The 23,580-nt window shown below is 64.6% G+C and carries 15 protein-coding genes and 1 tRNA gene; 10 read left to right on the top strand and 6 right to left on the bottom strand.

Annotated features, from left to right (window positions below; genetic code table 11):
* Window positions 1-10: 10 nt before the first annotated feature.
* Together KOR34_RS17985 and KOR34_RS17980 are read right to left on the bottom strand one after the other, a co-directional pair.
* Window positions 11-1,168, bottom strand: a complete 1,158-nt coding sequence (locus KOR34_RS17985; protein ID WP_146566742.1) for a TIGR03364 family FAD-dependent oxidoreductase — start codon at window positions 1,166-1,168, stop codon at window positions 11-13.
* A gap of 9 nt (window positions 1,169-1,177) precedes the next feature.
* Window positions 1,178-1,753, bottom strand: coding sequence for a phosphonate degradation HD-domain oxygenase (locus tag KOR34_RS17980; RefSeq protein ID WP_146566740.1), 576 nt, complete (start codon window positions 1,751-1,753; stop codon window positions 1,178-1,180).
* 373 nt (window positions 1,754-2,126) lie between these two features.
* Between KOR34_RS17980 and KOR34_RS17975 the strand changes: the two genes are divergently transcribed.
* From KOR34_RS17975 to KOR34_RS17955, 5 genes are all read left to right on the top strand, one after another.
* Window positions 2,127-3,779 carry a hypothetical protein gene (locus KOR34_RS17975; protein WP_146566739.1) on the top strand — a complete coding sequence of 551 codons (1,653 nt, stop codon included), beginning with the start codon at window positions 2,127-2,129 and terminating at the stop codon, window positions 3,777-3,779.
* A gap of 198 nt (window positions 3,780-3,977) precedes the next feature.
* Window positions 3,978-8,345, top strand: a complete 4,368-nt coding sequence (locus KOR34_RS17970; RefSeq protein WP_228714691.1) for a hypothetical protein — start codon at window positions 3,978-3,980, stop codon at window positions 8,343-8,345.
* A 157-nt stretch (window positions 8,346-8,502) separates the two neighbouring features.
* Window positions 8,503-9,627, top strand: coding sequence for a DUF1559 domain-containing protein (locus KOR34_RS17965; protein WP_146566737.1), 1,125 nt, complete (start codon window positions 8,503-8,505; stop codon window positions 9,625-9,627).
* 52 nt (window positions 9,628-9,679) lie between these two features.
* Window positions 9,680-10,945, top strand: coding sequence for an alkaline phosphatase family protein (locus KOR34_RS17960; RefSeq protein ID WP_197531549.1), 1,266 nt, complete (start codon window positions 9,680-9,682; stop codon window positions 10,943-10,945).
* 13 nt (window positions 10,946-10,958) lie between these two features.
* Window positions 10,959-12,872 carry a LamG-like jellyroll fold domain-containing protein gene (locus KOR34_RS17955; RefSeq protein ID WP_228714690.1) on the top strand — a complete coding sequence of 638 codons (1,914 nt, stop codon included), beginning with the start codon at window positions 10,959-10,961 and terminating at the stop codon, window positions 12,870-12,872.
* Window positions 12,873-12,883: 11 nt separating this feature from the next.
* Here the strand turns inward: KOR34_RS17955 and KOR34_RS17950 are convergent, their stop codons facing one another.
* Complete coding sequence (locus KOR34_RS17950; protein WP_146566733.1) at window positions 12,884-14,089, bottom strand: phosphonoacetaldehyde reductase; 1,206 nt, start codon at window positions 14,087-14,089, stop codon at window positions 12,884-12,886.
* 188 nt (window positions 14,090-14,277) lie between these two features.
* Between KOR34_RS17950 and KOR34_RS17945 the strand changes: the two genes are divergently transcribed.
* Complete coding sequence (locus tag KOR34_RS17945; protein WP_197531548.1) at window positions 14,278-15,591, top strand: DUF5690 family protein; 1,314 nt, start codon at window positions 14,278-14,280, stop codon at window positions 15,589-15,591.
* A 52-nt stretch (window positions 15,592-15,643) separates the two neighbouring features.
* On the opposite strand, the gene KOR34_RS26805 is transcribed toward KOR34_RS17945, so the two are convergent.
* A tRNA-OTHER gene (locus tag KOR34_RS26805) sits at window positions 15,644-15,738 on the bottom strand.
* A 464-nt stretch (window positions 15,739-16,202) separates the two neighbouring features.
* Window positions 16,203-17,024, bottom strand: a complete 822-nt coding sequence (locus KOR34_RS17940) for a hypothetical protein (RefSeq protein ID WP_146566732.1) — start codon at window positions 17,022-17,024, stop codon at window positions 16,203-16,205.
* Window positions 17,025-17,387: 363 nt separating this feature from the next.
* Here KOR34_RS17940 and KOR34_RS17935 point away from each other — a divergent pair, with 363 nt between their 5' ends.
* From KOR34_RS17935 to KOR34_RS17920, 4 genes are all read left to right on the top strand, one after another.
* The gene (locus KOR34_RS17935) at window positions 17,388-18,479 is read left to right on the top strand and encodes a hypothetical protein (protein ID WP_146566730.1); all 1,092 of its coding nucleotides are present in this window, start codon (window positions 17,388-17,390) and stop codon (window positions 18,477-18,479) included.
* Between the two features lie 915 nt (window positions 18,480-19,394).
* A complete protein-coding gene (locus KOR34_RS17930) occupies window positions 19,395-20,516 on the top strand; it encodes an ABC transporter permease (RefSeq protein ID WP_146566728.1) in 1,122 nt (373 codons plus the stop codon).
* 15 nt (window positions 20,517-20,531) lie between these two features.
* Window positions 20,532-21,272, top strand: coding sequence for an ABC transporter ATP-binding protein (locus KOR34_RS17925; protein ID WP_146566726.1), 741 nt, complete (start codon window positions 20,532-20,534; stop codon window positions 21,270-21,272).
* A 41-nt stretch (window positions 21,273-21,313) separates the two neighbouring features.
* On the top strand, window positions 21,314-22,351 hold the full coding sequence (locus KOR34_RS17920) for an HlyD family secretion protein (RefSeq protein WP_197531547.1): 1,038 nt from the start codon (window positions 21,314-21,316) through the stop codon (window positions 22,349-22,351).
* A gap of 13 nt (window positions 22,352-22,364) precedes the next feature.
* Here KOR34_RS17920 and KOR34_RS17915 read toward each other — a convergent pair whose 3' ends face one another.
* A complete protein-coding gene (locus KOR34_RS17915) occupies window positions 22,365-23,087 on the bottom strand; it encodes an N-acyl amino acid synthase FeeM domain-containing protein (protein WP_390620795.1) in 723 nt (240 codons plus the stop codon).
* Window positions 23,088-23,580 lie beyond the last annotated feature (493 nt).

The following is a 23,580-nucleotide window of genomic DNA, read 5'->3' as shown; positions in this document are numbered from 1 at the left end:
TGGTGGGGGACTAAACGGCCAAGCGGCGGGCGTCGACGGGCGCCTCGCCCGCGGCGGCAAGCTTCTCGGCCAGGCCGAAGGACATCGTCATGCCGGCGCCGCCGGTGGCGATCACGATCGTGACGCCCGGCATTGGCTGGTGGACAAACTGCACCTCGGACGGCAGTGTAGCGTACACGCCGTGCCAGCGCTGGGCGATGGTCCACTCGGGCAGGTGCAGGAACCGGCGCAGCTCGCGCAGCATGAGCTCGTCGATCCGCTCCTTGTCGAACGGCGTGATGGCGTCGCCGTACTCGTGCGAGTCGCCCAGCACCACGTTTCCGTCGCCGTTCTGCGAGGCCATAACGTGCACGCCGTACTCGTCCAGCTCGGGGGTCTCGCGAGCGACGCGCTTCTTCAACGCGTCCAGGGTGCGGCAGACCCGGAACGTGGCGTAGTGCCGCAGCGTGAGCCCGCTGGCGATCAGCGCGCCCAGGCGCCAGCCATTGGGCTGAGGGATCGTCCGCATCATCTGCAGCTTGCACGCGCCAAGACCCGCTTCGCGATGCACCTCGGGAAACAGCTCGGCGATCTCCACGCCGCTGGCGACGATAATCCGGTCGAACGACCACGCCCGGTCGTGTGCGTCAACCAGCCGTGTGGGGCTCACCTCACGAACGCGGACGCCGTACTGCAGGTCGACTCCGTACTTCTCGTGCAGCCAGAGCGGCGCCCGCTGGATCACCTGGCGGGGGTCGACGGTCATCTCGGTCGGGCTCCAGAGCGCGCCCTTAAGCTCGTCGGCCCGCAAGGCCGGGCTCTTCTCGGCGGCCTGCTCGCCGCTGATCAGTTGGCACTCGTAGCCGAGCTCCCGGCTGTTGTGGGCGAACTCGCCGAGCACGTCGAGCTCATCCTGACGCGTGGCGACGTGGAGCGACCCGCAGGGGTCGCACCACAGCTTGGCGTCCGAGAGGAACTCGGTCCACAGCTGGCGGCTGCGTAGGGCGGTTGCGTGGAGGGGCCCATTGGGTTGGCCGACAGGCCACACCATGCCGAAGTTTCGCACGGACGCCCCCGCGGCCAGGCGGCCGCGTTCAAAAAGCGTTACGTTGGCGCCGCGCTTAGCCTGCTGCCAGGCGTGTGCGACTCCAACGATGCCGCCTCCTATTACCGCTACGCGGTCGGTCATGTCATAGGCTCACAGGGTGGTCGTGCTGGGGGAGGGCGCCATCGCGTCGCGGACGTACTCGAGGAAGTGCTCGAGGGGCGGCGTCTGCATCTCGGGGTCCTTAGCGAGGTCGTCCCACCGCCGCAGGCGGATCGCGTCGTCGAAGAAGGGGCTCGCCCGGAAGGAGTCGCACTCTTTGTCGCTCATCGGGCCGCCCTGCAACTGCAGGCTTAGCTCCGACGGCGGGCTGAGGGACTGGCGGTAGGCCGGTTCGGCGGCGCACAGGTAACGCTTGGCGGCCACGTGCATCCGCACCGGCTCGAGCACCGCTGGTGGAAACCGCGACGCCAGCCAGTCGGCGCCAAGTTCTTCGTGCATGTCGTCGACGCCACGGTCCGGCGCGTCGTCCGGCAGCACGTGGAGCAGGTGGCCGACGTCGTGCAGCAGGGCCGCGGCGATCAGCTGGGCCGATGCCTGCTCTTGCTCGGCCATGGCCGCGGCCTGCAGTCCGTGCTCGAGCTGCGACACCGCCTCGCCGCCGTACTGCGAGTCGCCCCGTTTGGTGAATAGTCGCCGCACCTGGTCGGCGGTCGCGCAGTCGTTCACTCGTGAATCCCCTGATGGAGCCGTTGCTGCCACGAAAGCACGAATCTTAAACACGATCGCCGCGTGAAGAAAAGGTTCGGTGCGCAAAAGGCTTGACGAAAGCTCGACCGCTCGAGTTAGCGGAGGCGCTCGGTCCGAAGTGGGCGCCGCGCCGCGTGAGGTCAAAACATCGGCGTCCGTGCGCAGGGGGTCAAGCGAATGGGTTGCGCGGGGCGCCGCGACCCGCGATTAACTGATTTCGTGCATTGACCAACACCAATTCTTCACACTTGCCGCTGAAGATCTCGGCTCGTTCAGCTCAGTCGAGCGGCGTGTTGGTCGCGCCGCGATTTCTTGATTCCCGTTGGTTCCGCATCTTTGGGGGAGACGAGTCATGTTGAGAATTGTCGCGGGCGGCTTGTTGGGCGGCCTGTTGCTAGCCGGCAGCGCAGGCGCCCAGTATGGTAAGGTGCTGTTCTTCGAAGATTTTGAGGGCGTGACCCTTGGGGAGAGCACCAATGAGCGGATCGGCACGTCGATCTCCGAGAACGTCGCGACGGAGCCCGGCACCTCGTCGATCCCCGGCGTGTGGAGCAGCGTCGGCCCCGCAGGCTGGACGCGTGACAACGCGGTCAGCACCTACCTGGGCGCCCCGACCGTCACGACCGGCGTGGCCGGCACCGGCCTGGCCGACTACGGCGTGGACGAGTGGGACGGCTGGAATTTTGCCAATCTTGACTTCTGGTCGACCGCGGCCGGCGACCAGGATCGCTCAATGTTCGGCGCCACGAGCAACGCCTCGGGCACGGTCGCCGTGGCCGACCCGGACGAGTATTTCGACCTCGGCAGCCAGAACGACGCAGTGAACGGCGGCTACTACAGCACTGCGCTGACGACCGCTTCATTCCCGGTCAGCGCCGGCGCCGTGCACGGCGTTGGATTCGACTCGAGCTGGCGCCCGGAGGCATTCGACGACGCCGCGTTGGGCGACACCTACGTCAACCTCAATAACCAGGCCGTCGAGGTGTTTGTCACCTACGACAACGGCGTCACCGGGCCGGTGATCGACTGGAACTCCGACAGCGCCAGCGGCGGCTTCAAGGCCGACGCCCCGGACGAGAACCTGCCGGCCGACGGGTCGGGCCCGGCATTCGTCGCCCCGGCGGGCGTCACCAGCGCCACGCTGACCTTCAAGCTGGCCAACGGCGCCAATGACTGGTGGTGGGCGATCGACAATGTTGAGGTCAACGACCTCACCGGCGGTCAGGGTCAGGTGTTGTTTGAAGACTTTGAGGGCGTCGCGCTTGGCGACAGCGTCAACGAGCGGCTTGCGCCCGGCGCCAACGTCACGACCGAGTCGACGGGCGTCACCAGCATCCTGGGCGTTGATTACGCCACCCAGGGCGTGGAGAACGCGTACTCGCACAGCTTCCCCGCGGGCTGGAGCACCGACAACACGGGCACACCCGGCGCCGGCGGCGGCGACGACGCCTACGGCGTCCTAGAGTGGGAGCAGTGGAGCGTCACGGATAAGGACTTCTGGGCTGAGGTCGGCGGCTCGACCCGCAGCGAGTTCACCAAGGCCTCCGGCGCGGTAGCCGTCGCCGACGGCGACGAGTGGGACGACATCGGCGACCCCGGCGACTCCGGCGACCTGACCACTGTGATGCGAACCCCGGCGATCGACGTGTCCGGCGAGACCTTCATCTCGCTCGACTTTGACTCCAGCTGGCGACCAGAGGACAACCAGGAGGTTGCCCTTACGGCCTACCTGGACGGCACTCCGCTGGAGCTGCTCCGCTGGGTCAGCGACAGCTCGTCGGACGACTACCACGCCAGTGCTGTCAACGAGGACGTGCTGCTGGTTGTCGATACGACCGGCTACTCGAGCGTTGAATTCGAGTTCAGCTACATCGGCAACGACGACTGGTGGTGGGCCATCGACAACGTCCAGGTCCGCTCCGGCGTCATCCCCGAGCCCGCGTCGGCTGCTCTGATTGTCGCTGCCCTGACTGCTGCGGGCGTGTTCACCCGCCGCATGGCTTAGGTCGAGGCGCCTAGCTTACGGGCCCCGCCGCCAGCCGGTTGGCGGCGGGGCCCTGTTTAGATTCCCCAAGCAAGTCACGTGTGAGACGGACCACCGTGTCGTAGGCACCGCACGATGCACGGCGTATCGCGAGCCTGTTGCTTGACCGCTATTCATCCCACCAGACGCTCCATCACAGCCATCATGAACATCGCCCCCATGTTTCCGCAGCGCGTAAAGAATCTTCTGCGATCGGCGGCCTGCGCGGCGGCCGGGTTGGCCTGCAGCCATGCCGGCGCAGTCGATCTCTTGTCGGAGGACTTCGAGGGCGTCACGCTCCAACCAACCGTGACCTTCGAGTCTGAGCTACGCAGCCGCGAGGCGTGGCAGGAGGTTGGCCCGAGCGGGCCCGTTGGGTGGACCGAGGTCAACCTGACCACCTCCGTAGGCGACACCGAGAGCGGCGTGCTGGAGTTCGAGGGCTGGCGGTTTGTCGACAAGCAGTGGTGGATTGAAACCGCCGGCGACCAGGGACGCTCCGGCTTTATCAGCGGGGTGGGAACGATTGCGGTCGCCGATCCCGACGAGTGGGACGACTTCGGCAACCCGGATCAAGGTATCGAAGACAACTTGCTTCCCGAGAACGGCGTTCTTGACTCAACCTTGGTGACCCCGTCGGTGTCGATCGGCGGCGTCAGTGAGCCGGTGCGGCTCAACTTCAGCTCGTCGTGGTTCGACGAAGACCAGCAGACCGCAACACTCACCGCCCGCTACAACACCGGCGACGTCGAGATCCTGGACACCTGGACCTCCGTCCCGACCGACGTGAACTTCAAGAACGAGGCTTTCGACGAGAGCCTGACCTACACGCTGCAGTCGGTCCCCGCCGGCGCGTCCGGCGTGCAGTTCGAGTTCCGCCTGCAGGGCAACAACGACTGGTGGTGGGCAGTTGACAACGTGCGTGTCTACACAGGCGACAACCCGGGCGCCGACGGCGTGTTGCGGGCGGTGCTGGACCGCGACACCGGCGAGGTAACGATCGTCAACAACACCGGCTCGGCAGTGCAGCTGCGGGGCTACTCGCTGACCTCGGACGAGGGCGCGTTCGACGAGGGGCAAGCGACGTTCCTGTCGGCTACCGACCCGGACTGGATCCAGGCGACGCAGGTCGGCGGGCAGATCAACGACCTCAGCGAGGTCCACCTGGACAACGCCACCCTCGCCAACGGCGGCAGCATCAGTTTTGGCGCCGACGTCTGGCTGCGGTACTTCGAAGAGAACAGCGATATCAGCTTCATTTACCTCCTAGAGGGCAACGATGACCAGATAGCTGGGCTGGTCGAGTTCGTCGGCAATGGCGGCCAGGCGTTCGCGTTCCTTGATCTGAATTTCGACGGTCAGGTCGACTCCGGCGACTGGACCGAGTTTACTTCGATCACCGATCAGGCCGACCTTTCGGACCTGACCACCGCCCAGGCCTACCTGAAGGGCGACCTCAACGATGACGGCAGGCTGAACGCCACGGACTTCGTCACGTTCCGCCGCGAGTTCGACGCCGCCCTCGGCGCCGGCGCATTCGTGCAGATGCTTTCCGGGACCGCGGCCCCGGAGCCGGGCGCCGCCGCGGTGCTGTCACTGGCGGTCGCCGGAGTGCTCGTCCGCCGCCGCGGTGCGGGCAGGCTGCTCGCGGCGTTGATCGTGCTGGCGGCCGTCGGGTCGTCAGCGCCGACCGCCCAGGCGCAACGCCTCAGCGACGGGGTTGGCGTCACCGAGTGGGAGGAGTGGTCCTTCGCCGATCGGGAGTGGTGGTCCGAGGTCGCCGGCGGCCAGGAACGCCAGCTGTTCACGCTGGGGACCGGCGTCGTGGCGATCGCCGACCCGGACGAGTGGGACGACATCGGCGGTCCCGGCGGCACGACCACCTTCAACAGCCAGCTCCGCAGCCCGGCGATAAATATTTCCGGCGTGGACTCGACATCGCTCAGCTTGTCGTTCGCGTCGAGCTGGCGTGACGAAGACACTCAGGGCGCCAGCCTGCAGGTGTTCTACGACGGCGTGCCGACCGAGGTGTTCCGTTGGAGCTCCGATCAGACCAGTCCGGACTTTAAGGACGATGCGCCCAACGAGATGATCAGCATCAGCCTGCCGGACGCGGGGGCGGCGACCACGATGCAGCTTGGCTTCAACCTGTTCAACGCCACCAATGACTGGTGGTGGGCCATCGACAACGTCGGCGTCGCCGGCAATACAGGCTCGCTCTTCTTCGAAGACTTTGAGAGTGTCACGCTGGGGCCGCCGATCGACGAAGATCCCGACTCCGGCGAAGCCGTCTACTCTCAGGACGGCCCTGAGGGCTGGGTGGTCAATACCGACAACTACATCCCCCCAGTGACGCCCTTCCGGGAGCGGCACGTTGGTACGATCACCCGCTTCATCCCGCCGCCGCCCCCTGCCACGCTCGAGCTGCGCGTGAACGCAACGACCGGCGAGGCGATGCTTGTCTCGGTGAGCGACGAGCCTGTGGTGCTGACCGGCTACTCGGTGACCAGCGAAAGCGGCAGCCTGGACCCGGCAGACTGGGCTGCCACCAACCTTGACGCCCGCGCCGTGGACGCCGGCGGGCCGGGGGTTGGCGACGCGTGGGACACCATCGTGGCCACCTCCGAGATTGTCTTTGAGGCTTTTCTCAACGGCGAGAGCGTGATCGGGCCTGGCGAGGCGCTCTCGGTAGGGCGGCTGTACGGTGGCCCAGGTTCGATCGAGGACCTGCTGCTGACCTACTCGTTCGTGCAGGAGGATCAATTCGGGCAGGTGCTTGATCAGTCCTCGGAGGATGTCTTTGCCCCCGCGGTGGTCAGCTACCTGACGGTCTCACTGCCCGGCGACTTCAACGGTAATGGAGTCGTGGACGCCGCCGACTACACCGTCTGGCGGGACAACCTGGGCACCGACGCGGACCTGGGCGGCAACGGCGATGAGTCCGGCGGGAGCGCCGGTGTGGTCGACGCCGCCGACTACGCGCTGTGGCGGAGCAACTACGGCCTTGGCGCTGGAGTCGAGGCAGCCGCCGCGGCGCCCGAGCCCAGGGCTGGGCTGCTGGCCCTGCTGGGGCTCGCCGCCAGCGCCGTTCGGCGGAGGGCTTCCGTCGGCGTTGCGGTGTGCATGATACTGCTCGCGCCGCTCACGTTGGTGAGCGTCAGCCACGCCCAACCGGCCGGGCCGGCGCCGTTTGTCGACCGGGACTACGGCTTTGGCGACGACGACCCCGGCGCTGTTGTTGGTCAAGCAATGAGCAATACCGATTCCCAGGGCAACGTGGTTACGTACGACGCCGCAGGAGAGCTGAACGCGAACCAACTGATCGACCTGGTCGCCAAGGCCCGCTTCAACTCCTACCCCCGGTACGCCGACACCACCGACCGCCCCGACGGGAACGGCGGCGTGGGCATCGCGCTGAACCAGACGGCGTTCGACCGCCAGTACCTTCGGACCGGCTTTGGAGAGGCGCTCAACTACCCCGAGCAGTCGCCCTCTTCGTTGGCGTCGCTGGTCAACCCGGGCGGCACCCTCAACTACTTCCGCATCAACGACCGCGGCTTCGAGTTGTGGGTCAAGCCGACCGATGTGGCCGCCGGCGAGCAGCACATTGTCATGGACAGCCAGCAGCACGGCGTGCTGATCAACGAGGACGGAAAGTTCGCGATGCGGTACGCGAGTGAGTTCGACATCGAGATCACAGTGCTCCCGGGCGACGACGGCGTTGAAGGCACCGAAGACGATGTGCTGGAGATCGGCGAGCCGATGGTGACGCCCGCCGACTACGAGACCGACATCGCCCCCGTGAACAACGAGTGGTACCACCTGGCGGTCGTGCGGCCGGCCGGGCCGGGCAACGGGTCGATCTTCTACGTGAACGGAGTCGCGGAGGCGGTCGGCTTCGGCAACTACGAGATCGAGACGGTCGTGAACATCGGCGAGGGCGACCTGTTCACCAACATCGCCGCGCTCGACGACAGCCCGCTGTTCGTCGGCGCCCGCACCGACCCCGAGACCCTCGACCGCAACTTCTCCAGCAGCACCCCCGGCGAGGACGCCTACTTCCGTGGCGTCGTGGACGACCTGGAGATGTTCGTCATGGGGCTGAACGACAACGACAACGTCGCCGGCGGCGGCGACAACTCGCTCAATGACTGGGGTGAGTGGCACCTGCCGCGCGACAACGGATACGCGCAGGCGTTCGCGCCCGCGGTTGACGGCGACCTGGATGGCGACGGCCTGGTGACCACCTCCGACGCCAGCCTGTTCGCCGAGAACTGGCTGTCCGAGAAACGGCTAGAGTCGGTTGACCCGTTCGACGGCGTTGTCTCGGGCCGCCTGGTAGGCGACCTGGAGACCCGTGCTCTGGGCGACTTCAACTACAACGGCGTGGTCGACTTGGAAGACTGGGCGATCTTGAACAACGCCAACCCCGCCGCCGGCGTGGCCGCTCTGCGGCTGATCAGCGGCGGCACAGCGCCGGAGCCGGCCACCACCGGGTTGCTGACGCTGGCGCTGGTTACGGCTGGGCAATGCCGTCGCCGGGGCTAGCTCAGCGGCGTCAACAGGGATGCGCAGCAAGTCCTCACGGCGGTAGTGGGCGCGGCGGACAATACGCGAGTCACGCCACCCCCGCAGGGACTTGTTCCACACGGGAAACCTCGCAACAACGCCCAGCAACGGGCGTTGGAAATCAAGGAGCAGAGAGATGCAGCTGTCAAACGCCAAGCGGGGAGCGACGCACAGAGAACGGGCCGCGTTCACGCTGGTCGAGTTGTTGGTGGTAATCGCGATTATTGGAGTGCTGATCGCGCTGCTGCTCCCGGCGGTGCAGGCCGCGCGGGAGGCCGCTCGCCGGTCGCAGTGCAGCAACAACCTGAAGCAGATCGGCCTCGCCTGCCTGAACTATGAGTCCAGCCGTGGCGTTCTTCCGCCCGGCACCTACCTGGGCGAGGGGAGCGCGTGGAGCGCGTTCATCCTGCCGTACCTCGAGGAGGGGTCGATGTTCAGCTACCTCCAGATCGGCGAGGACGACAACGGCAACTTCCAGTGGGCCCACCCCGGCGCCTACGAAGATGTCGCGTCGCTCGGTGAGAAGTACCAGAACATGGTTCTTTGCGAGACCGTCATCCCGGTCTACCGCTGTCCATCGATGGGTCTTCCCGAGCACCTGTACGACCTCTCGGCGGTTAGCTGGGTTGTCAACAACCGCGTGCCGGGTTCGTACATCGGCGTCGCGTCTGGCCTGATCCAGTCGCAGTACCCGACCTACTGGATCCGCGGCAAACGCTCTCCCGATGCGCCGCCGCTCTACGAAGGGGCCGATGGCGTGCTGGTCGGCGTGCACCACCAGGAGGACCGCAAGGGCGGCTCGATCGCGCTACGGAAGGTCATCGACGGCACCTCCAAGACGGCGCTGGCCGGCGAGGCGGTGTCCGACTTCACCACCGTTGAGCAGTTGGGGCAGGCGAAGGAAGCCCGCGAGGGCGACCGGAAAGATCACTGGTACGGCGGCAGCGACGACATCGACACCACGATCAGCGGCAGTGCAAACGACTTTAGCGACCCCTCTGAGTTCCTCGGCTCCACTGGGGTTGGCATGAACCTGCAGTCAAGTTCGGCGGACAACCAACGCATCTGCCGCACAGCCGCCTCGACCGAGTGCCAGTCTCTGCAGCTGAGCTTCGGGAGCGAACACAGCGGCGTTGTGCAGATGGTGTTTGTGGACGGTCACGTCCAGGCCGTTGTCGAGAGCACCGACCCGCAGGTGTGGAGCGACATGGGGAGCCGGGCCGGCCAGGTCATCACCACGGGCGGCGCCGATCGCCGTTAGACCCCGTCGACGGCCCGACGCAGTGTGAAGAGGCTTGATGAAAGTTACCTGGATGCGATCTGCGATTTACGCCTCGCTGGTGGTCTTGGCTGGCGCCGCGTGCTCCTTGGGGGCGACGAACAAGGTGCTGGTGATCGGAGTCGACGGCGCGGGCGGGCAGTACATCACCCAGGCGGACACGCCCGCGATGGACGCGTTAGCGTCGCTGGGCGGCGTGCGGTACGACTTCCTCAACGAAGGGGCATTGGTTGACAACCCGCCAGCGCCCTACGGCGCCAGCGGTGTGAACTGGTCCACAATCCTCACCGGTGTTTCAGCCACGCACCACGGCGTCTCCGACAACAGCTTCGCGGGGTCGGACTTCGAATCCTACCCGCACTTCTTCCAGCACGCGAAGCAGGCTGACGCCAGCCTCTACACAGCCTCGCTGGTCAACTGGACGCCGATCAACACCTTTATCTCGCCGGACGCGTACGCGGACCTAGAGTTCGGCTACGACTCGGGTCCTATTGATCACCAGGACATCGCCGTCCGCAACGACGCGGTTGCGCTGATCCAAAACGGCGATCCAGATGCCGTCTTTCTGCACTTCGATCAGGTCGACTCCGCGGGGCACAGCCACTCGTGGGGCAGCGAGGCGCACCTTGCTGCAATCGAGGTGGTTGACGGACTGATCGGCGATGTCATGGCCACGGTCAGCGCGCGCCCGGGCGTGGTCAACGGAGAGGAAGATTGGTTAGTGATCGTCACCGCCGACCACGGCGCCGCGCCCGGATCGTTCGCGCACACCGCCGACCAAGGCCTGCCGAACTGGGAGGTCCCGTTCATTGTGAGTGGGCCCAGCGTCGCCGACGGCGTAAGCCTCGGCCAGGGCACGCTGCGCGATGTTGCCGCCACGGCGCTGTGGCACCTCGGCGTCGACCCATTTGAAGCGGGGCTCGACGGCACGGTGCGGGGGCTGGAGGTGCCGCCTCCCAACGGCGTGCTGGGCGATGTCAATCAGGATGGCGTAGTGGCGGGAGACGGCGCCGGTCCCGCGGCCACCGACGACGTGACCGCGTTCCTCGACAACTGGCTCGTCCGGGGCGGTGGCGGCGTGGCGGACCGCTACTCCCGCGGCGACCTCAACTTCGACGGCCTCACCGACCTTTCCGACTGGGCGGTGCTAAACCGGCTCGACCCGGCGATGGGCGCCGCCGTTGCTCACGGGCTCGCCGGTGTTGGCGTGCCCGAGCACGCCGCGGCGACGCTGCTGCTACTCCTGGCGGCCGCCTCGCCCCGCCGCGCACGATTCCAGCTGACTCAAGATTGGACCTAAGGAAACGATCGACGTGTCCAATAGAACTAGTTACCTCACGATCGCCGCCGCATTAGCTTTGACGCCCCCGCTCGCCATCGCCCACAAGGGGCCCGACCCGGTTGGCCGGTGGGTGTTCGACACGCCGTCGGTTAGCGACGGGGTCTGCCGCGCCGTAATCGGCCCCGACGCCCGCATTGAAGGTCGGACCGAGGTGGTGGTCGATAAGCTGGGCCAGGCTCTGCGGTTTAGCGGACGGGGATCGGTCGCGGTGGTCGCCGAAGATGTCGTGTCCGTCCGCAACGATCTGCCTCAGCAGGCGATCACCGTAGCGGCCTGGGTTACGGTTGACGACCCACAAGAGTACGGCGGCCTGATGGGCGTCATCCAGGACAACGGCGATGCGGAGTCTGGTTGGCAGTTGGGCTACGACCGAGAGCACTTCTACTTCGCCCTCGCCACCCAAGGCGCCGACGACGGCAACGGCCATATGACCTATCTACGGGGAAAGACGAAGCACGAGCCCGGCCGGTGGGCCCACGTGGTGGGCGTGTACGACGGGAAGCGGATGGAGCTGTACGTGAACGGTCAGCTCGACGCCCAAACCGAGGAACAGTCCGGCGCGATCCTGTACCCCGAGTCGGCGCCGGTAACCATCGGTGGCTACCGCGACGCCAACGAGAACTACCCCCACAACGGCCGGATCCGTGAGGTGCGGTTGTACGACTCCGCCGCCCGCGGAACCTGGGTGAAGCACGAGTTTGAGCACAACCGGGAACTGGTCGCGCTACGGCCGGAGCGCAACGCGGCAGCAGGACGGGCGGACGCGTTCACGTTTGTCGTGCGGCCCTACCTGCAGTACGGCACGAAGCACTCGATGACCGTCATGTGCCAAACGTCCGAGCCCGGGACCACCATCGTCCACTACGGCCCGAATGCCGATTGCGATCTGCAAGCGTCGAGCGACGCCGCCAGCGAGATTCAGGAAGTCACCATCGAGGACCTCGAGCCCGAGACGCAGTACTTCTACCGCGTTGAGTCCCGCTCTGACCACGGCGAGTCGATCAAGAGCGGCGTGTCGACCTTCGCCACAGCCGTCAACGAGGACACGCCGTTCGCCTTCGCCGTGCTGAGCGACACCCAGTGGAACGCAGTCGTGGCCTCGCGCATAGCCGCTCACGCTTGGGCGCAGCGTCCCAGCTTCCTGCTGCACGCCGGCGACCTGGTCGACACCGGCGTGGACAACTCGCACTGGACACAGCACTTTTTCCCGAGCATGCACGAGCTGATCTCGCGCGTCCCCATGTTCCCCGTGCTGGGCAACCACGAGCAGAACGCGCGGAACTACTACCAGTACATGTCGCTGCCCGACCCAGAGTACTACTACGCGTTCCGCTACGGCTGCGCAGAGTTCTTCATGATCGACACCAACCGCAACGTGGGCCCCGACTCAGAGCAGTTCGCGTGGCTGCAAGAGAAGCTCGCCGAGTCAGACGCCAAGTGGAAGGTCGTCTGCCACCACCACCCGCCGTACTCTTCCGACGAGAACGACTTCGGCGACCTCTGGAAGACCAACGAGAGCACCCGCGGCCACGTCCGAATCCGCCCGCTGACCGAGTTGTACGATAAGCATGGCGTAGACATCGTCTGGAACGGCCACATCCACTCCTACGAGCGCACCTGGCCCGTCAACCAGGGCAGGGCGGTCAACACGGGGCAGGGCCCGATCTACATGATAACCGGCGGCGCCGGTGGTGGCCTCGAGACCCCGGGCCCCACGCGACCGTTTTTCCAGAACGTGGTCCGCCGGGGGCACCACTACGTGATGGTGCACGTCAACGGCGACACGCTCGAGCTCCGCTCGTTTGACATCGATGACCGGCTGTTCGACACGCTTACCATCCAGAAGAGCTCCGGCGTCGCGTCCTCGTCAGGCGGCGACGAATGATCACGCCGGAACTAGCCCGCCGCGCCCCGGTGCGCCAGCTCAAGGATCTCCCCCAGCCGCTCACGGCTGAGCCGGCGGGGGTTGTTGCCCAGCCGCACCGGGTCGATGAGGTCGAGCAGTGTTGCAAGGCCGTGGGCCGGCACGCCCGCCTCCTGCAGGCTGCTGGCGAGGCCGAGCCGCTTCAGCAGATCGGCCACCGCCAGCGGGAACCTCTCGACGCTGCTCCCCAGCTGCGCGGCAGCGGCGGCCACCGCACGCCGCACATGCTCGGCGCCGAGCGGGTGCTGGCAGTCGGCTTCGTCGAGGGCGCCGTTCGCCGCGCCGACCCAACCCAGGAACAACGCCACCGCGTGGCCGTGGGGCACGCCGTGCAGCGAGGTCAGCGGGTACGACATCGCGTGGGCCGCGGTTGTCTTGCTGAGATTGATGGCCTGGCCCGCCAGGTGGGCGCCGAGCATCATGGCGCGACGCGCGTCGGGGCGGCCTTCCCGCACGCTCGGCTCGATCGCGCCTACAATCAGCCGGGCGGCCTCGCTGGCGTACGCGTCCGATGCCGGGGTGCTTCCAGCGGCCCACATCGCTTCAAGCGACTGCGACAGCGCGTCCAGCCCACTGGTGGCGGCCAGTCGGGCTGGCATCGCCTGCACCAGTCGAGCGTCGAGGATCACGTTAGAGGGACGCACGCCCGGGTGGGCGATCGACCGCTTCCGCCCCTCCGCGTACGCGACCGCGAAGTGGGTTGCCTCGCTTCCAGAGCCGGAGGTGGTCGGGCACGCAATCAGAGGCAGCGGCCGCACGTCCGTTGGGCAATCGCCGGCCTGCAGCAGCCCGACCTCGGCTGGCAGTCTCGCGCCCAGGGCGGCCAACTTTGCCACGTCGATGCAGGACCCGCCGCCCACAGCGACCACCGCATCGGCGCCAGACTGCCGCGCCGCCTCCACCGCCGCGGTGGCGTCGGTCAGCTTGGGGTTGGGACTGAACCGATTGAAGGTCAGGCAGTCGACGGTCGAGAACCCTTGCCGAAGCAGAGTCTCGGCGCCCGCGGCCCGCGCGGCGGTTTCGTCGACGACGAGCAGCACGCTCCGCGCGCCAAGGCAGCGAAGCATCGTCGCAAGCGATCCCAACGAGTCGGCCACCCGTTGTCCCGACGCCGCCAGCAACTGCTGCGTCTGCGGAGCGAGGTCGCGGAAGGTTACGGGGAACGCGTCGCTGGTCATGGTGGGAAGGTGTCAATCCAGACTGAAAGCGTCGCCGTCACTTGCCGGCGACCGGCGTCCGGAATCGTAGGCTGCCTGAGTGGCAACCACAACCGGTCGCAGAGCGCACGGCGTTCGCTGGTTTGGCGACATACCGGCGCACCCGACGAGAAGAGATCCTGGAAGCACGCGAGAAAGGGCGCTAAGCAGTGAACTCATGGGTTGCCCGCCGACTTGAGAACGCCAGCCCGCAGGTGTTCTCCGCCTACTGCATCGCAGCGGCGTTCGGCACGTACTTCTGTATGTACGCGTTCCGCAAGCCGTTTACCGCCGGGACGTTTGACGGGGAGAGCCTGTACGGCGTCGATTACAAGACCGTCCTGGTAGTGAGCCAGGTGCTCGGCTACACGGTTTCGAAGTTTGTCGGCATCCGCGTGATCGCCGAGCTGCCGCCGAGCCGCCGGGCGACCGGGATCCTGGGGTTGATCGCGGTCGCTCACGCCGCGCTCTTGCTGTTCGGCATGACGCCGCGCCCCTACAACTTCGTTTTCCTATTTATCAACGGCCTGCCGCTGGGGATGGTCTTTGGGCTGGTGTTGTCGTTCCTGGAGGGCCGCCGGCTGACCGAGCTGCTAAACGCTGGTTTGTGCGCCAGCTTCATTGTGTCGTCGGGGTTCATAAAGTCGGTTGGCCAGACGCTGATCCTGGACACGCCGGTAAACGAGTACTGGATGCCCTTTGTCACCGGCCTGCTGTTCTGGCCGGTGCTGCTGGTGTGTGTCTGGATGCTGACTCAGATCCCGCCACCGTCACGGCTCGACGTCGAGCAGCGGTCGGAACGCACGCCGATTGGCGCCTCCGACCGGCAGGCGTTGCTGCGGCGGCACGGGATCGGCATCCTGCTGCTGGTCGCGACCTACACCATGCTGACCGTGCTGCGGAGCCTCCGCGACGACTTTGCCGTCGAGATCTGGGCGGCCATCGGGTACAGCCAGACGCCCAGCATCTTTACCCTTTCCGAAACGATCGTAATGGCGGTAGTGATCCTGGTGAACGCCGCGGCGTTCCTGATACCGTCGAATCGAGCGGCGTTCTTCACCGCGATCCAAACCATCACGGCGGGATTCCTGCTGGTCGGGGCGTCGACGCTGCTGTTCCAGCAGCAGGCGGTCGGCGGTTTTTTATACATGGTTACGTTGGGCGTAGGCACCTACGCTCCGTACGTCGCCTTTCACACAACGCTGTTCGAGCGGATGATCGCCCTGTTCCGCGACAAGGCCAACCTTGGCTACCTGATGTACCTGGCCGACGCGTTTGGCTACCTGGGCTACGTCGCGGTGCTGCTGCTCCGCAACTCGTGGAGCGGTGAGATGGACTTCCTCCGCGCGACGATACTCACCTCCCTGACGGTAAGCGTATCGTGCCTGGTGCTCGCCCTAGCGGCCTTCATCTACTTCCGCCGACAGGCCGATCGTATCAAGGATGACGAACCGCGACGTCTCGTCCCATCACCGGCCCGCTGATCGCCCAAAAGAAAACCCCACGAAACAAGGCGGTTCGTGGGGTTCTTCGGAGAGGCGCCGCCCGGATTCGAACCGGGGATGTCGGATTTGCAATCTGGACGTGGAGGACTCCAAGTCCAATGACAGACCGGACATCGAGTTGACGCCCACCTTCGGTTGCCATGAGGGTTGCACCAGCGACGCTGACCTTAGGCGTCTTACGCTCGAGCTCAAGGTGCAGCTGTCGGAGCAAGAATGCATCCGCCTGGCGGCGATGCTGCTTCAGGCGTCGGTCTCTTGAGCCTTGCCTTGGAGCCGCTTCAGAAGTCTTGTCGGGGGCCCCATCGGTTTGCGGTCTTTGTAGATGGACCCCGGGGCGCCCATGGGGCCACCGGTGGTACTTGGCGGCCGCACATGGATGCAACGAGATTGGCGCTGCCGGTTGATTGAGTCGGGCGCAATGGTATCCCAGGATCACCATTCACGTTGCACGGGCGGTCACCGCCCTGACGAAGGCAACGATGAGAAGGCGTCGCCGAGTTTGCTGGCCCCAAGACGCCTTGAGCGCATCGGGCTACGTAACCTATGCGTCAAAGGTCGGAGGCAATGGGAGAATAGCAGATTACGAATGACTACCGCTGGCGACGGCACACGCAGAACGCCATCAGGCCGCCCCAGACAACCGCCGATACCGGTTCCGGCAGGTGATACTGGACTATCTGGTCTTGCCAGTCGGGGTTAGTCAATGCAACGAGCGAGAGTTGATCGTTATGAGAGAGGCTGGAGGTTGTGTTGACATCGTTGTCGTAGAAGGCGGAGACTTCGGCCAGCCAATCGTTAGCGGTCTGGATTGCTCCCGCGAGAGAGCTCCCAGGGTTGTCGTTGCTGACGAAGAAGGTGCCCTGGTTGTCGCTCACACTCCATGATCCCGCGAGAGGCGGATCACTGAGGCTGCCTGATAGGCCCTCGTGTACGATCTCCCAGACGCTCAGTTGAAAGGCGACAGCGTCAACAACATTGCTTCCTGTGGCCCTGCCCCAGAAGTTGTCGGCGAGCAAGTCCAGCGCGCTCGCGCGGTGCTGTCCTATGTGGTAGCCGCCTGGGGCGCCGGAGATAAAGGGATCGGGCGCGTTAGCGACGGGCGTCTTGCTGTAGGTCTTCCAGCTTCCGGAAACGTACTGCGCGGGTTCGATGCAAAACGACACGAGGTCGTTGAGGGCTGTGTCGCTGTCCGGCCCGTCGATCAGATCCAGTACGGGAGCCCCACTTTGGTTTCTCGCGTGGAAGAACATCTGACCGATCCGTGCGGCCACCGAGTCGCCGTTGAAGGCGAGATTGGCGCTGACGCCGCCATTGGGCCCCACCTCATCGAACTTCATCTCGATGCTCGCGACCGCGATCGGTCCGGTTGCCAGCGATAGTACGAAGGTAAGCGCTGCGAATCGGAGGGGCATTGGAGGTCTTTCAACCGCGATATTAGCCATCTTCTGCAAAAATGCACTTTCAGAGTAGCCAAACGCAAAGTTCCTAGTCAACGTATTTGAACACGGTTTGCCGCGATCCCAGGGGGCACCTTCGACCTGCGGAGCTTTGAATCCTGGGCGAAGAGGCTCGAAAGACTCGCAAACCGGCTGTTTTTCCTAGTTTTCCCTGAGGGGCGTCTTTATGATGGGGGTGCTGCGGTTTACCGGTGTGCTGCTCGTTCAGAGCCGGTCGAGACCCCTCGACTCAGTGCAGGTGCCCAATTCTGAGTGGCGAGAACGTGCTGGGCGCGGCCGCTGCGGCTGGGTTGCCGTAACCTGGAATGAGATGACGAGATGACGAGTTCGTGGACAAAAGGTCTGCCGTTCTCTACCGCGATACTCTTTGGCGCTGCTGCAATAACTCTAGTCACCTGCGGTAGGTGTTGTGCCGGCAAGGTCGTCTTGATGGGGGATGACTGGGCCCTATCGGACTTCGCGTTCGATTCAGAATCGGGCGCCGGGTACGACCTGACCGAGTCCATCGCCACATTCTTCTCCCCAAACGTTGGCGGCGAATTCCTGGCCATCTCCGATGCGCCTCCAGTCATCCCGTTTGGACGCCGAGGAGTAAGCGGAATTGAGGTTGCAGATGCAATGAGGGCGCTCGGCCACAGCTGGACCGCGGACCCCGAAGTTGAGTTCACCCTCGCCAATCTGCTGCATTATGACGCGGTCTTCCTGACGGGAACCCTGGGGACCACGCCCGCGGCAAGCGAGGTACTTACCCAGTATGTGATGGCCGGTGGTGGCGTGCTGGTGATGGGCGGAAGTGGAGAGTTTGGCGCCGCAATGGACGAGGCACAGGCGTGGGCGCCATTCCTGGGGCAGTTCGGACTCTATTTAGGAGATGCCTGGTTCGGTGGGTCCCAAGGATCGATCGATGAGATTGCCATCGATACATTTGAGGGCGGTGCTGCTGAAGCGGTCGAGGCGATATCGTGGAGCCAAGGGCAGCTCGCCTCTGTCGCCGATGAAGCGAACCCGCGTACCCGAGTCGCGCTGCGTGGAGATTTCAGCGCAGTTGGGGGTGGGCCTCAAGGTCAAATCAACGATGTCATGGCCGTCTACCACCGACCGTTCATAGCAGGCGACTTCAACGACGACAGCGTTGTTGACGCAGCAGACTACACCGTTTGGCGGGACGCCCACGGTCACGCCGTTGTCTTGCCGGGCGACCCTACCGCCGGAGGTGTTGATCAAGCCGACTACTTAGTGTGGCGGGCGAACTACGGCTTCTCCGAGCAGTACGGACCAGGGACTGCCGCGAGTCCATCGCCCGAGCCAAGCGCGTTCCTTTGCATTGCGGGGCTCACGTTCAGCTGGGGCGTTCTTGTCAGAGGCGGGATTGCGGATACTCGATATCCCGTGAGCAAGTCGAGCATCTAAGCCGCCGACCGATCGAGCAACTTTGAGGCGAGGGAGCTCTTCGCCGGGACCCCGTCCCAGCTGCTAGGTTCTGTCGCATTGGGGCGGTGGAGTCGTACCCCCACGACCTGCTGCTCGTCGCTAGGGCCAGTCGATCTCGCGTCGGCTGCCGAGAGACGCGACGCAGCCGCAATGGCAGAAACGCGTCGACGGCGAGAGGTCGCATGCGAGACGCTGTAGGCCAACCAGTAGATTGGCCAGATGGCCCATGCAACGACCCATGGCAGCACGAGCACGGCCGCCGTGATCAACGTGACGCCGTACACGGCTGCTCTCGAGTTAATGCTCCACGAGAGAGTTCGACCTGACTCTTCAAGTGCTTCTGACAAGGAGCTGCGCCTAACGCCCTGGACGCGCCCAACGAACCACCACGGCGCGAGAGTGTTCCACTCATGTGGGTACTCGGCCTGGAAGTGGATTGCGTGCCCGCAGTGAGTAAGGGCGACTAGGTGCCAGGGGAACCAAGAGTCGAGTGTGCTCACCGCGGCGAGTCGTGCTACTCGGCCTCGAATCACGAGGTAGCAAAGCAGCAAGAAGCAGTTGCCCCACTCAATAGAAGGTCGTGTCATCCGGATGTGCTCCGTCTCGGCGCCGTCGGCTAGACCGGCCAAAGTGCGGTCCGATTTCCCACCTTACCTAGATCGGCGCTTCCGGCGCCACTCTTCGGTCGGCCAGGCGATTCTCGGCAGACCGCCGCCGCCTTCCCCCCAGTAGGACTGCCTAGTCCGGCCAAATCGCCCCCAAAAGTAGGGCTAGCTTGCCTGCAACGGAACTAGTGCTGACCCCCGCCCAATCATCTGCTATGAACGGACCGCCTTCCTACCCGTGTGACGTAGGGTTGTGCGGGCATCGTGTGCACTTTCCCTTGAGTCTTAGATGGACGAGTTGGCAACCAAAATGCTGCTGGCCGACCGCGGCAAGCTCGCGACCGCCTTGGTAGGGGTCGTGTTCGCTGTCGTACTGGTCAACGTGCAGGGGGGGCTCTTCATCGGGCTGATCAGCAAGGCGAGCTTGCTGGTGGACCAGGGGGGCGCCGAGATCTGGGTCGGTCATCGCAAGATGAACAACGTCGACTTCCCCCACGACATACCCCGCAGGTGGGTGCACCGCATCCGTTCGATTCCTGGCGTGCAGCAGGCGGAGCCTTACCTTGTAGGTCATTCTGTGATGACGTTGCCGAGCGGAGGGTTCGAGCAGGTGCTGGTCGTGGGCAGTGACAGCCGGTCATTGCTCGGTGCGGCGGGGCAGGTTGCCGTTGGCGACCCGCGCAGCATCCGCGAGCCCGATGCGGTGTTTCTGGACGTCGGCGATCTCGACAAGGTCGAGAACCCGCAAGTCGGTGAGCTGCGCGAGATCGGACGCCGCCGCGCCCGCGTTGTCGGCTATACCGAGGGAGTCCTGGGGTTCCTTGTGACCCCGTACGTCTTCACGACGATAGACCGTGCCGCGGAGTATCTGCGGAAGCCGACCGATCAGGCTTCGTACTTTTTGGTGGCGCTGAGCCCAACGGCGGACACGGGAAAAGTGCAGCAAGAAATCAAAGCCCGTCTTCCTGATGCGGAAGTAATGACGTGTGATCAGTACGCGTGGGTCTCGGTCGACTATTGGCTGCGTCGCACGGGGATCGGAGTTAGCTTCGGGGCCGCGACCGGTCTGGGGCTAATTGTGGGTCTGATCGTCGTTGCCCAAACGCTCTACGCGTCGGTGCTCGATCGGGTGCATGAGTACGCCACTCTCAAGGCGATCGGCGCCACTGAGCCGCAGTTGCGCGCGGTTGTGTTCAGCCAGGCGATGTTACTTGCCCTCGCAGGGTCGGCCGCGGGCCTCTTGGCAGTGGCGGTGGTTCAGACGCTGTGCAGTACGCCCCGTGCCCCGATTACCGTACCGTGGTGGATAAGCATTACCAGTTGCGTGCTCGTGACGCTCATCTGCCTGTTAGCGTCGCTCGCCCCATACTTTAAGCTCCGGCGAGTCGATCCGGCCATCGTCCTCCAGTAGCCCGCAGAAGTCGCAATGAGCCGTTCCACACAGGTCATCGAACGCGAACAACCTGATCGCCTCGCGGACGCGGCGGTCGTGCTGTCGGGAGTCGCCAAATCGTTCACGCGCGGCTCTGCCACAACCCAAGTCCTGCGGTCGATCGACCTTCGGATCGAACCAGGCGAGTGCGTCTACCTGCTTGGGCCGTCGGGCAGCGGCAAGACGACGCTCATGTCGATCATCGGCTGCCTACTGACGCCGGATGCGGGTGACGTGCGGGTACTTGGGCAGGACGTGCTCGGCCTGTCCTTGGAACAACGAGCCAGGCTGAGACGAAGAAGCCTAGGATTCATCTTCCAACGCTTCCATCTGATCCGAGGCCTCACAGCAATTGAGAACGTCGCCACCCCGCTGCGCTTAGACGGGCAGAACAGTCGTGACGCTGAGGAGAAGGCTTTGTGGCTCCTGGAGCGAGTGGGCATTGCCGACAAAGCGCGCGAGGCCCCGCAGCGGCTCAGTGTTGGTCAGTGCCAGCGGATCGCGGTCGCCCGCGCAGTCGCCGCCGACCCCCAACTCGTCCTAGCCGACGAGCCGACGGCGTCGCTCGATGCGGAATCCGGTAAGCAGGCGATGCGGCTGCTTAGGGAGTTGACGGTTGAAGAGGGAAAAACGCTGATAATTGTCACACACGACCACAGGATTCTTCCATCGGGCGGCGCCGCGGATCGTATCGTTTCTATGGACAGTGGCCGCTTAGTGCATTCGACAGCCTAAGCGCCTTAGCCAGCACGGATGCTACCCCAATGCTCGTCAATATGTCTCGGATCATCTTCCCCGCAGTGATGTTCACCGCCATCGCCGCCGCCGCGGCGTTGGTCGACTACCGCTCAAACGCGGACGAGATGCCGACTTCCCACGATATTGGCGTCACCCAGGCGGTGTCGGCGCCCGGAATCGTGGAGGGCGCAACAGAAGAGATTGCTCTCTCTCCAGAGGTGAGCGGGACCCTGGTCGAGCGGCTGGTCTCCGTTGGTGACCACGTTCAGAAGGGCCAGCCGCTGCTGCGGTTGGACGACCGCACCGCACGACTCAACGTCAAAGCCGCCGAGGCCGAGCTCGCTTCGGCGATTGCACAACGCGATCGCCTGGTTAACGGCGCTCGCCCTCAAGAGAGGGAAGAAGCTCGTGCCTTGCAGCGGGCCGCCGCTTCACGACTCGCGTTAGCGATGACCTCACTGACACGGATTGAGCAGCTCGAGAGCCACCGAGCGGTGCCCGAGCAGGAAGCCGACGACGCCCGGTCGGGCGTCGAGACGCTGCGCGCCGATCTCGCCGCGGCCAACGCTCGCGTCGCGTTGATCGAGGCGCCGGCACGAGAGGATGAGCTGCGGCTCGCCGACGCTCGGGTTGCCGCCGCCAATGCGGCCGTTGAGGCCGCGAGGGTAGCATTCGACAAGACGACGCTTACCGCGCCCTGCGATGCTCAGGTGCTGGACATCGACGCCGAGATCGGAGAGCTGCTAACGCCAGCTTCAGCGACGTCAGTTGCCGTGCTGTCCGACACCCGTCGATTGCGAGTGCGAGCGTTTGTCGAGGAGCTAGACGCCCCGCGTGTGACGGTTGGCTCGAAGGTCACCTTCATCGCTGACGGCCTTCCGGGTCGGACCTTCGAAGGGGTCGTCGCATCGCTAAGTCCACGTATGGCCGCCAAGCAGCTGTTCTCAGGCGCCCCGAACGAGATCTACGACACGAAGACCCGCGAGGTCTTGGTTAACGTCGAGGACGGCGAAGGACTACTGATCGGGCTGAGGGTCGACGTAACCCTTCAGTTGGCAGGGGCTCTGCCACGCTGATCGGTCGGACGAACTAAACCGCGATGCGGTTTTCACGGCGGTCGAAGCGGTTAGCCTCGACACTTCGTTCACGGCCTTCCGTAAAGGGCACGGTTTCACGTGCATTGTCTTGGACGTACAGCCGTTCGAGTTCCGCCAAGACTGCCGGCCGCAGCGGGCGGTACTTCAATTCCGTCGCGGAGTGGCGGACCGCAAAAATCCGCTTGTATGACCGCGAACCGGCTGGCGGCAGTTGCTTGAGATTGAACTTCAGCGCGACCGCCGGGCTGCCATGCACCGCTTCGTGGGGCTGCGCGCCGTCCGCCAAGTACTCCGCGCCATAGAAGCGGCAGTAGAACGGTGCGTGCCGAGGGTGGACCGCCAGGAGGATGTAGTCGAATTCTCGGTGAGCAGCACACTGGATTGCAAAACTCATCAGCTTCGCAACCGTTGCGAAGCTCGTCTCCGAACCGCCAAGCCGGTAGGCAAGGCACGACCCCTCTGCACATCGGAAACCTGCTTTTCGCAACTCCGCAATCTCACCCGAGAACGTGTTCTCCATCGGTAGCCCAAGTTTGCCGTCGTGAACCATCGACAGTGTGCATACCGGCCCACTCTCATCGACGCCGAGGAATACCTCGGTGGTTGGCAGCAAATGGTATGGGGTGATCCGCATCCTACTGGAGTTGGGGGTCGTCAGACCACCCTTGCGGTACGCGTCGTAGGCAAGGCCTAGGGAGGCCCTCAAATTGGCCATCGACGTGGCGATCTTGATCGTATCAGACTGGCGAAGGCCCGGGGCTGCAGTTGTCGCGCGCATACCTGCTCCTCGTTGTGCACGGGTAGCGGTAGCGGCGAGTCCTTCGCTCGAGAATACAAAGCCACACAGTCCGGCCTAGTAAAGCACACTTTTCTTGTGCGCTTTAACCGGCGTGCTGACGCTGCCCACAAGCTCGACTGCTCTGCCCCACAGGTGCACAGTCAAAGTTGGAGTTGAACGGGGGGGTTAAGAGAAGAGTTCCGTTTGCTCAATATGAGGCTTATACCAAATTGCCGGAATTTGTAGAGAGTAGGTGGGTCGTTTTTCGGTAAGTAGCATCACGCGAAATTACCCATAACCACAAAGGGCAGCTTGCTTACCAACCCTCCCATTGTGGTGCTGCTGAACTGTCGACCTCTTAGCCGGACTCGCAGGGTCGTCGGTTCCCGCGCCCTATATTTACCTATCTTTCCAACCCACCTTCTTGCAC

This window comes from Posidoniimonas corsicana (assembly GCF_007859765.1).
In the GTDB taxonomy this organism is placed as follows: Bacteria; Planctomycetota; Planctomycetia; order Pirellulales; family Lacipirellulaceae; genus Posidoniimonas; species Posidoniimonas corsicana.
Note: the sequence above shows the minus strand (reverse complement) of the source record. Positions and strands in the feature narration are given on the sequence as shown.

Excerpts from the sequence above, each read along its gene's own strand:
- KOR34_RS17985 (WP_146566742.1), bottom strand. The coding sequence starts at position 1,168 with ATGACCGACCGCGTAGCGGTAATAGGAGGCGGCATCGTTGGAGTCGCA.
- KOR34_RS17975 (WP_146566739.1), top strand. The coding sequence starts at position 2,127 with ATGTTGAGAATTGTCGCGGGCGGCTTGTTGGGCGGCCTGTTGCTAGCC.
- KOR34_RS17970 (WP_228714691.1), top strand. The coding sequence starts at position 3,978 with ATGTTTCCGCAGCGCGTAAAGAATCTTCTGCGATCGGCGGCCTGCGCG.
- KOR34_RS17965 (WP_146566737.1), top strand. The coding sequence starts at position 8,503 with ATGCAGCTGTCAAACGCCAAGCGGGGAGCGACGCACAGAGAACGGGCC.
- KOR34_RS17960 (WP_197531549.1), top strand. The coding sequence starts at position 9,680 with ATGCGATCTGCGATTTACGCCTCGCTGGTGGTCTTGGCTGGCGCCGCG.
- KOR34_RS17950 (WP_146566733.1), bottom strand. The coding sequence starts at position 14,089 with ATGACCAGCGACGCGTTCCCCGTAACCTTCCGCGACCTCGCTCCGCAG.
- KOR34_RS17940 (WP_146566732.1), bottom strand. The coding sequence starts at position 17,024 with ATGCCCCTCCGATTCGCAGCGCTTACCTTCGTACTATCGCTGGCAACC.
- KOR34_RS17935 (WP_146566730.1), top strand. The coding sequence starts at position 17,388 with ATGACGAGTTCGTGGACAAAAGGTCTGCCGTTCTCTACCGCGATACTC.
- KOR34_RS17930 (WP_146566728.1), top strand. The coding sequence starts at position 19,395 with ATGGACGAGTTGGCAACCAAAATGCTGCTGGCCGACCGCGGCAAGCTC.
- KOR34_RS17925 (WP_146566726.1), top strand. The coding sequence starts at position 20,532 with ATGAGCCGTTCCACACAGGTCATCGAACGCGAACAACCTGATCGCCTC.
- KOR34_RS17920 (WP_197531547.1), top strand. The coding sequence starts at position 21,314 with ATGTCTCGGATCATCTTCCCCGCAGTGATGTTCACCGCCATCGCCGCC.
- KOR34_RS17915 (WP_390620795.1), bottom strand. The coding sequence starts at position 23,087 with ATGGCCAATTTGAGGGCCTCCCTAGGCCTTGCCTACGACGCGTACCGC.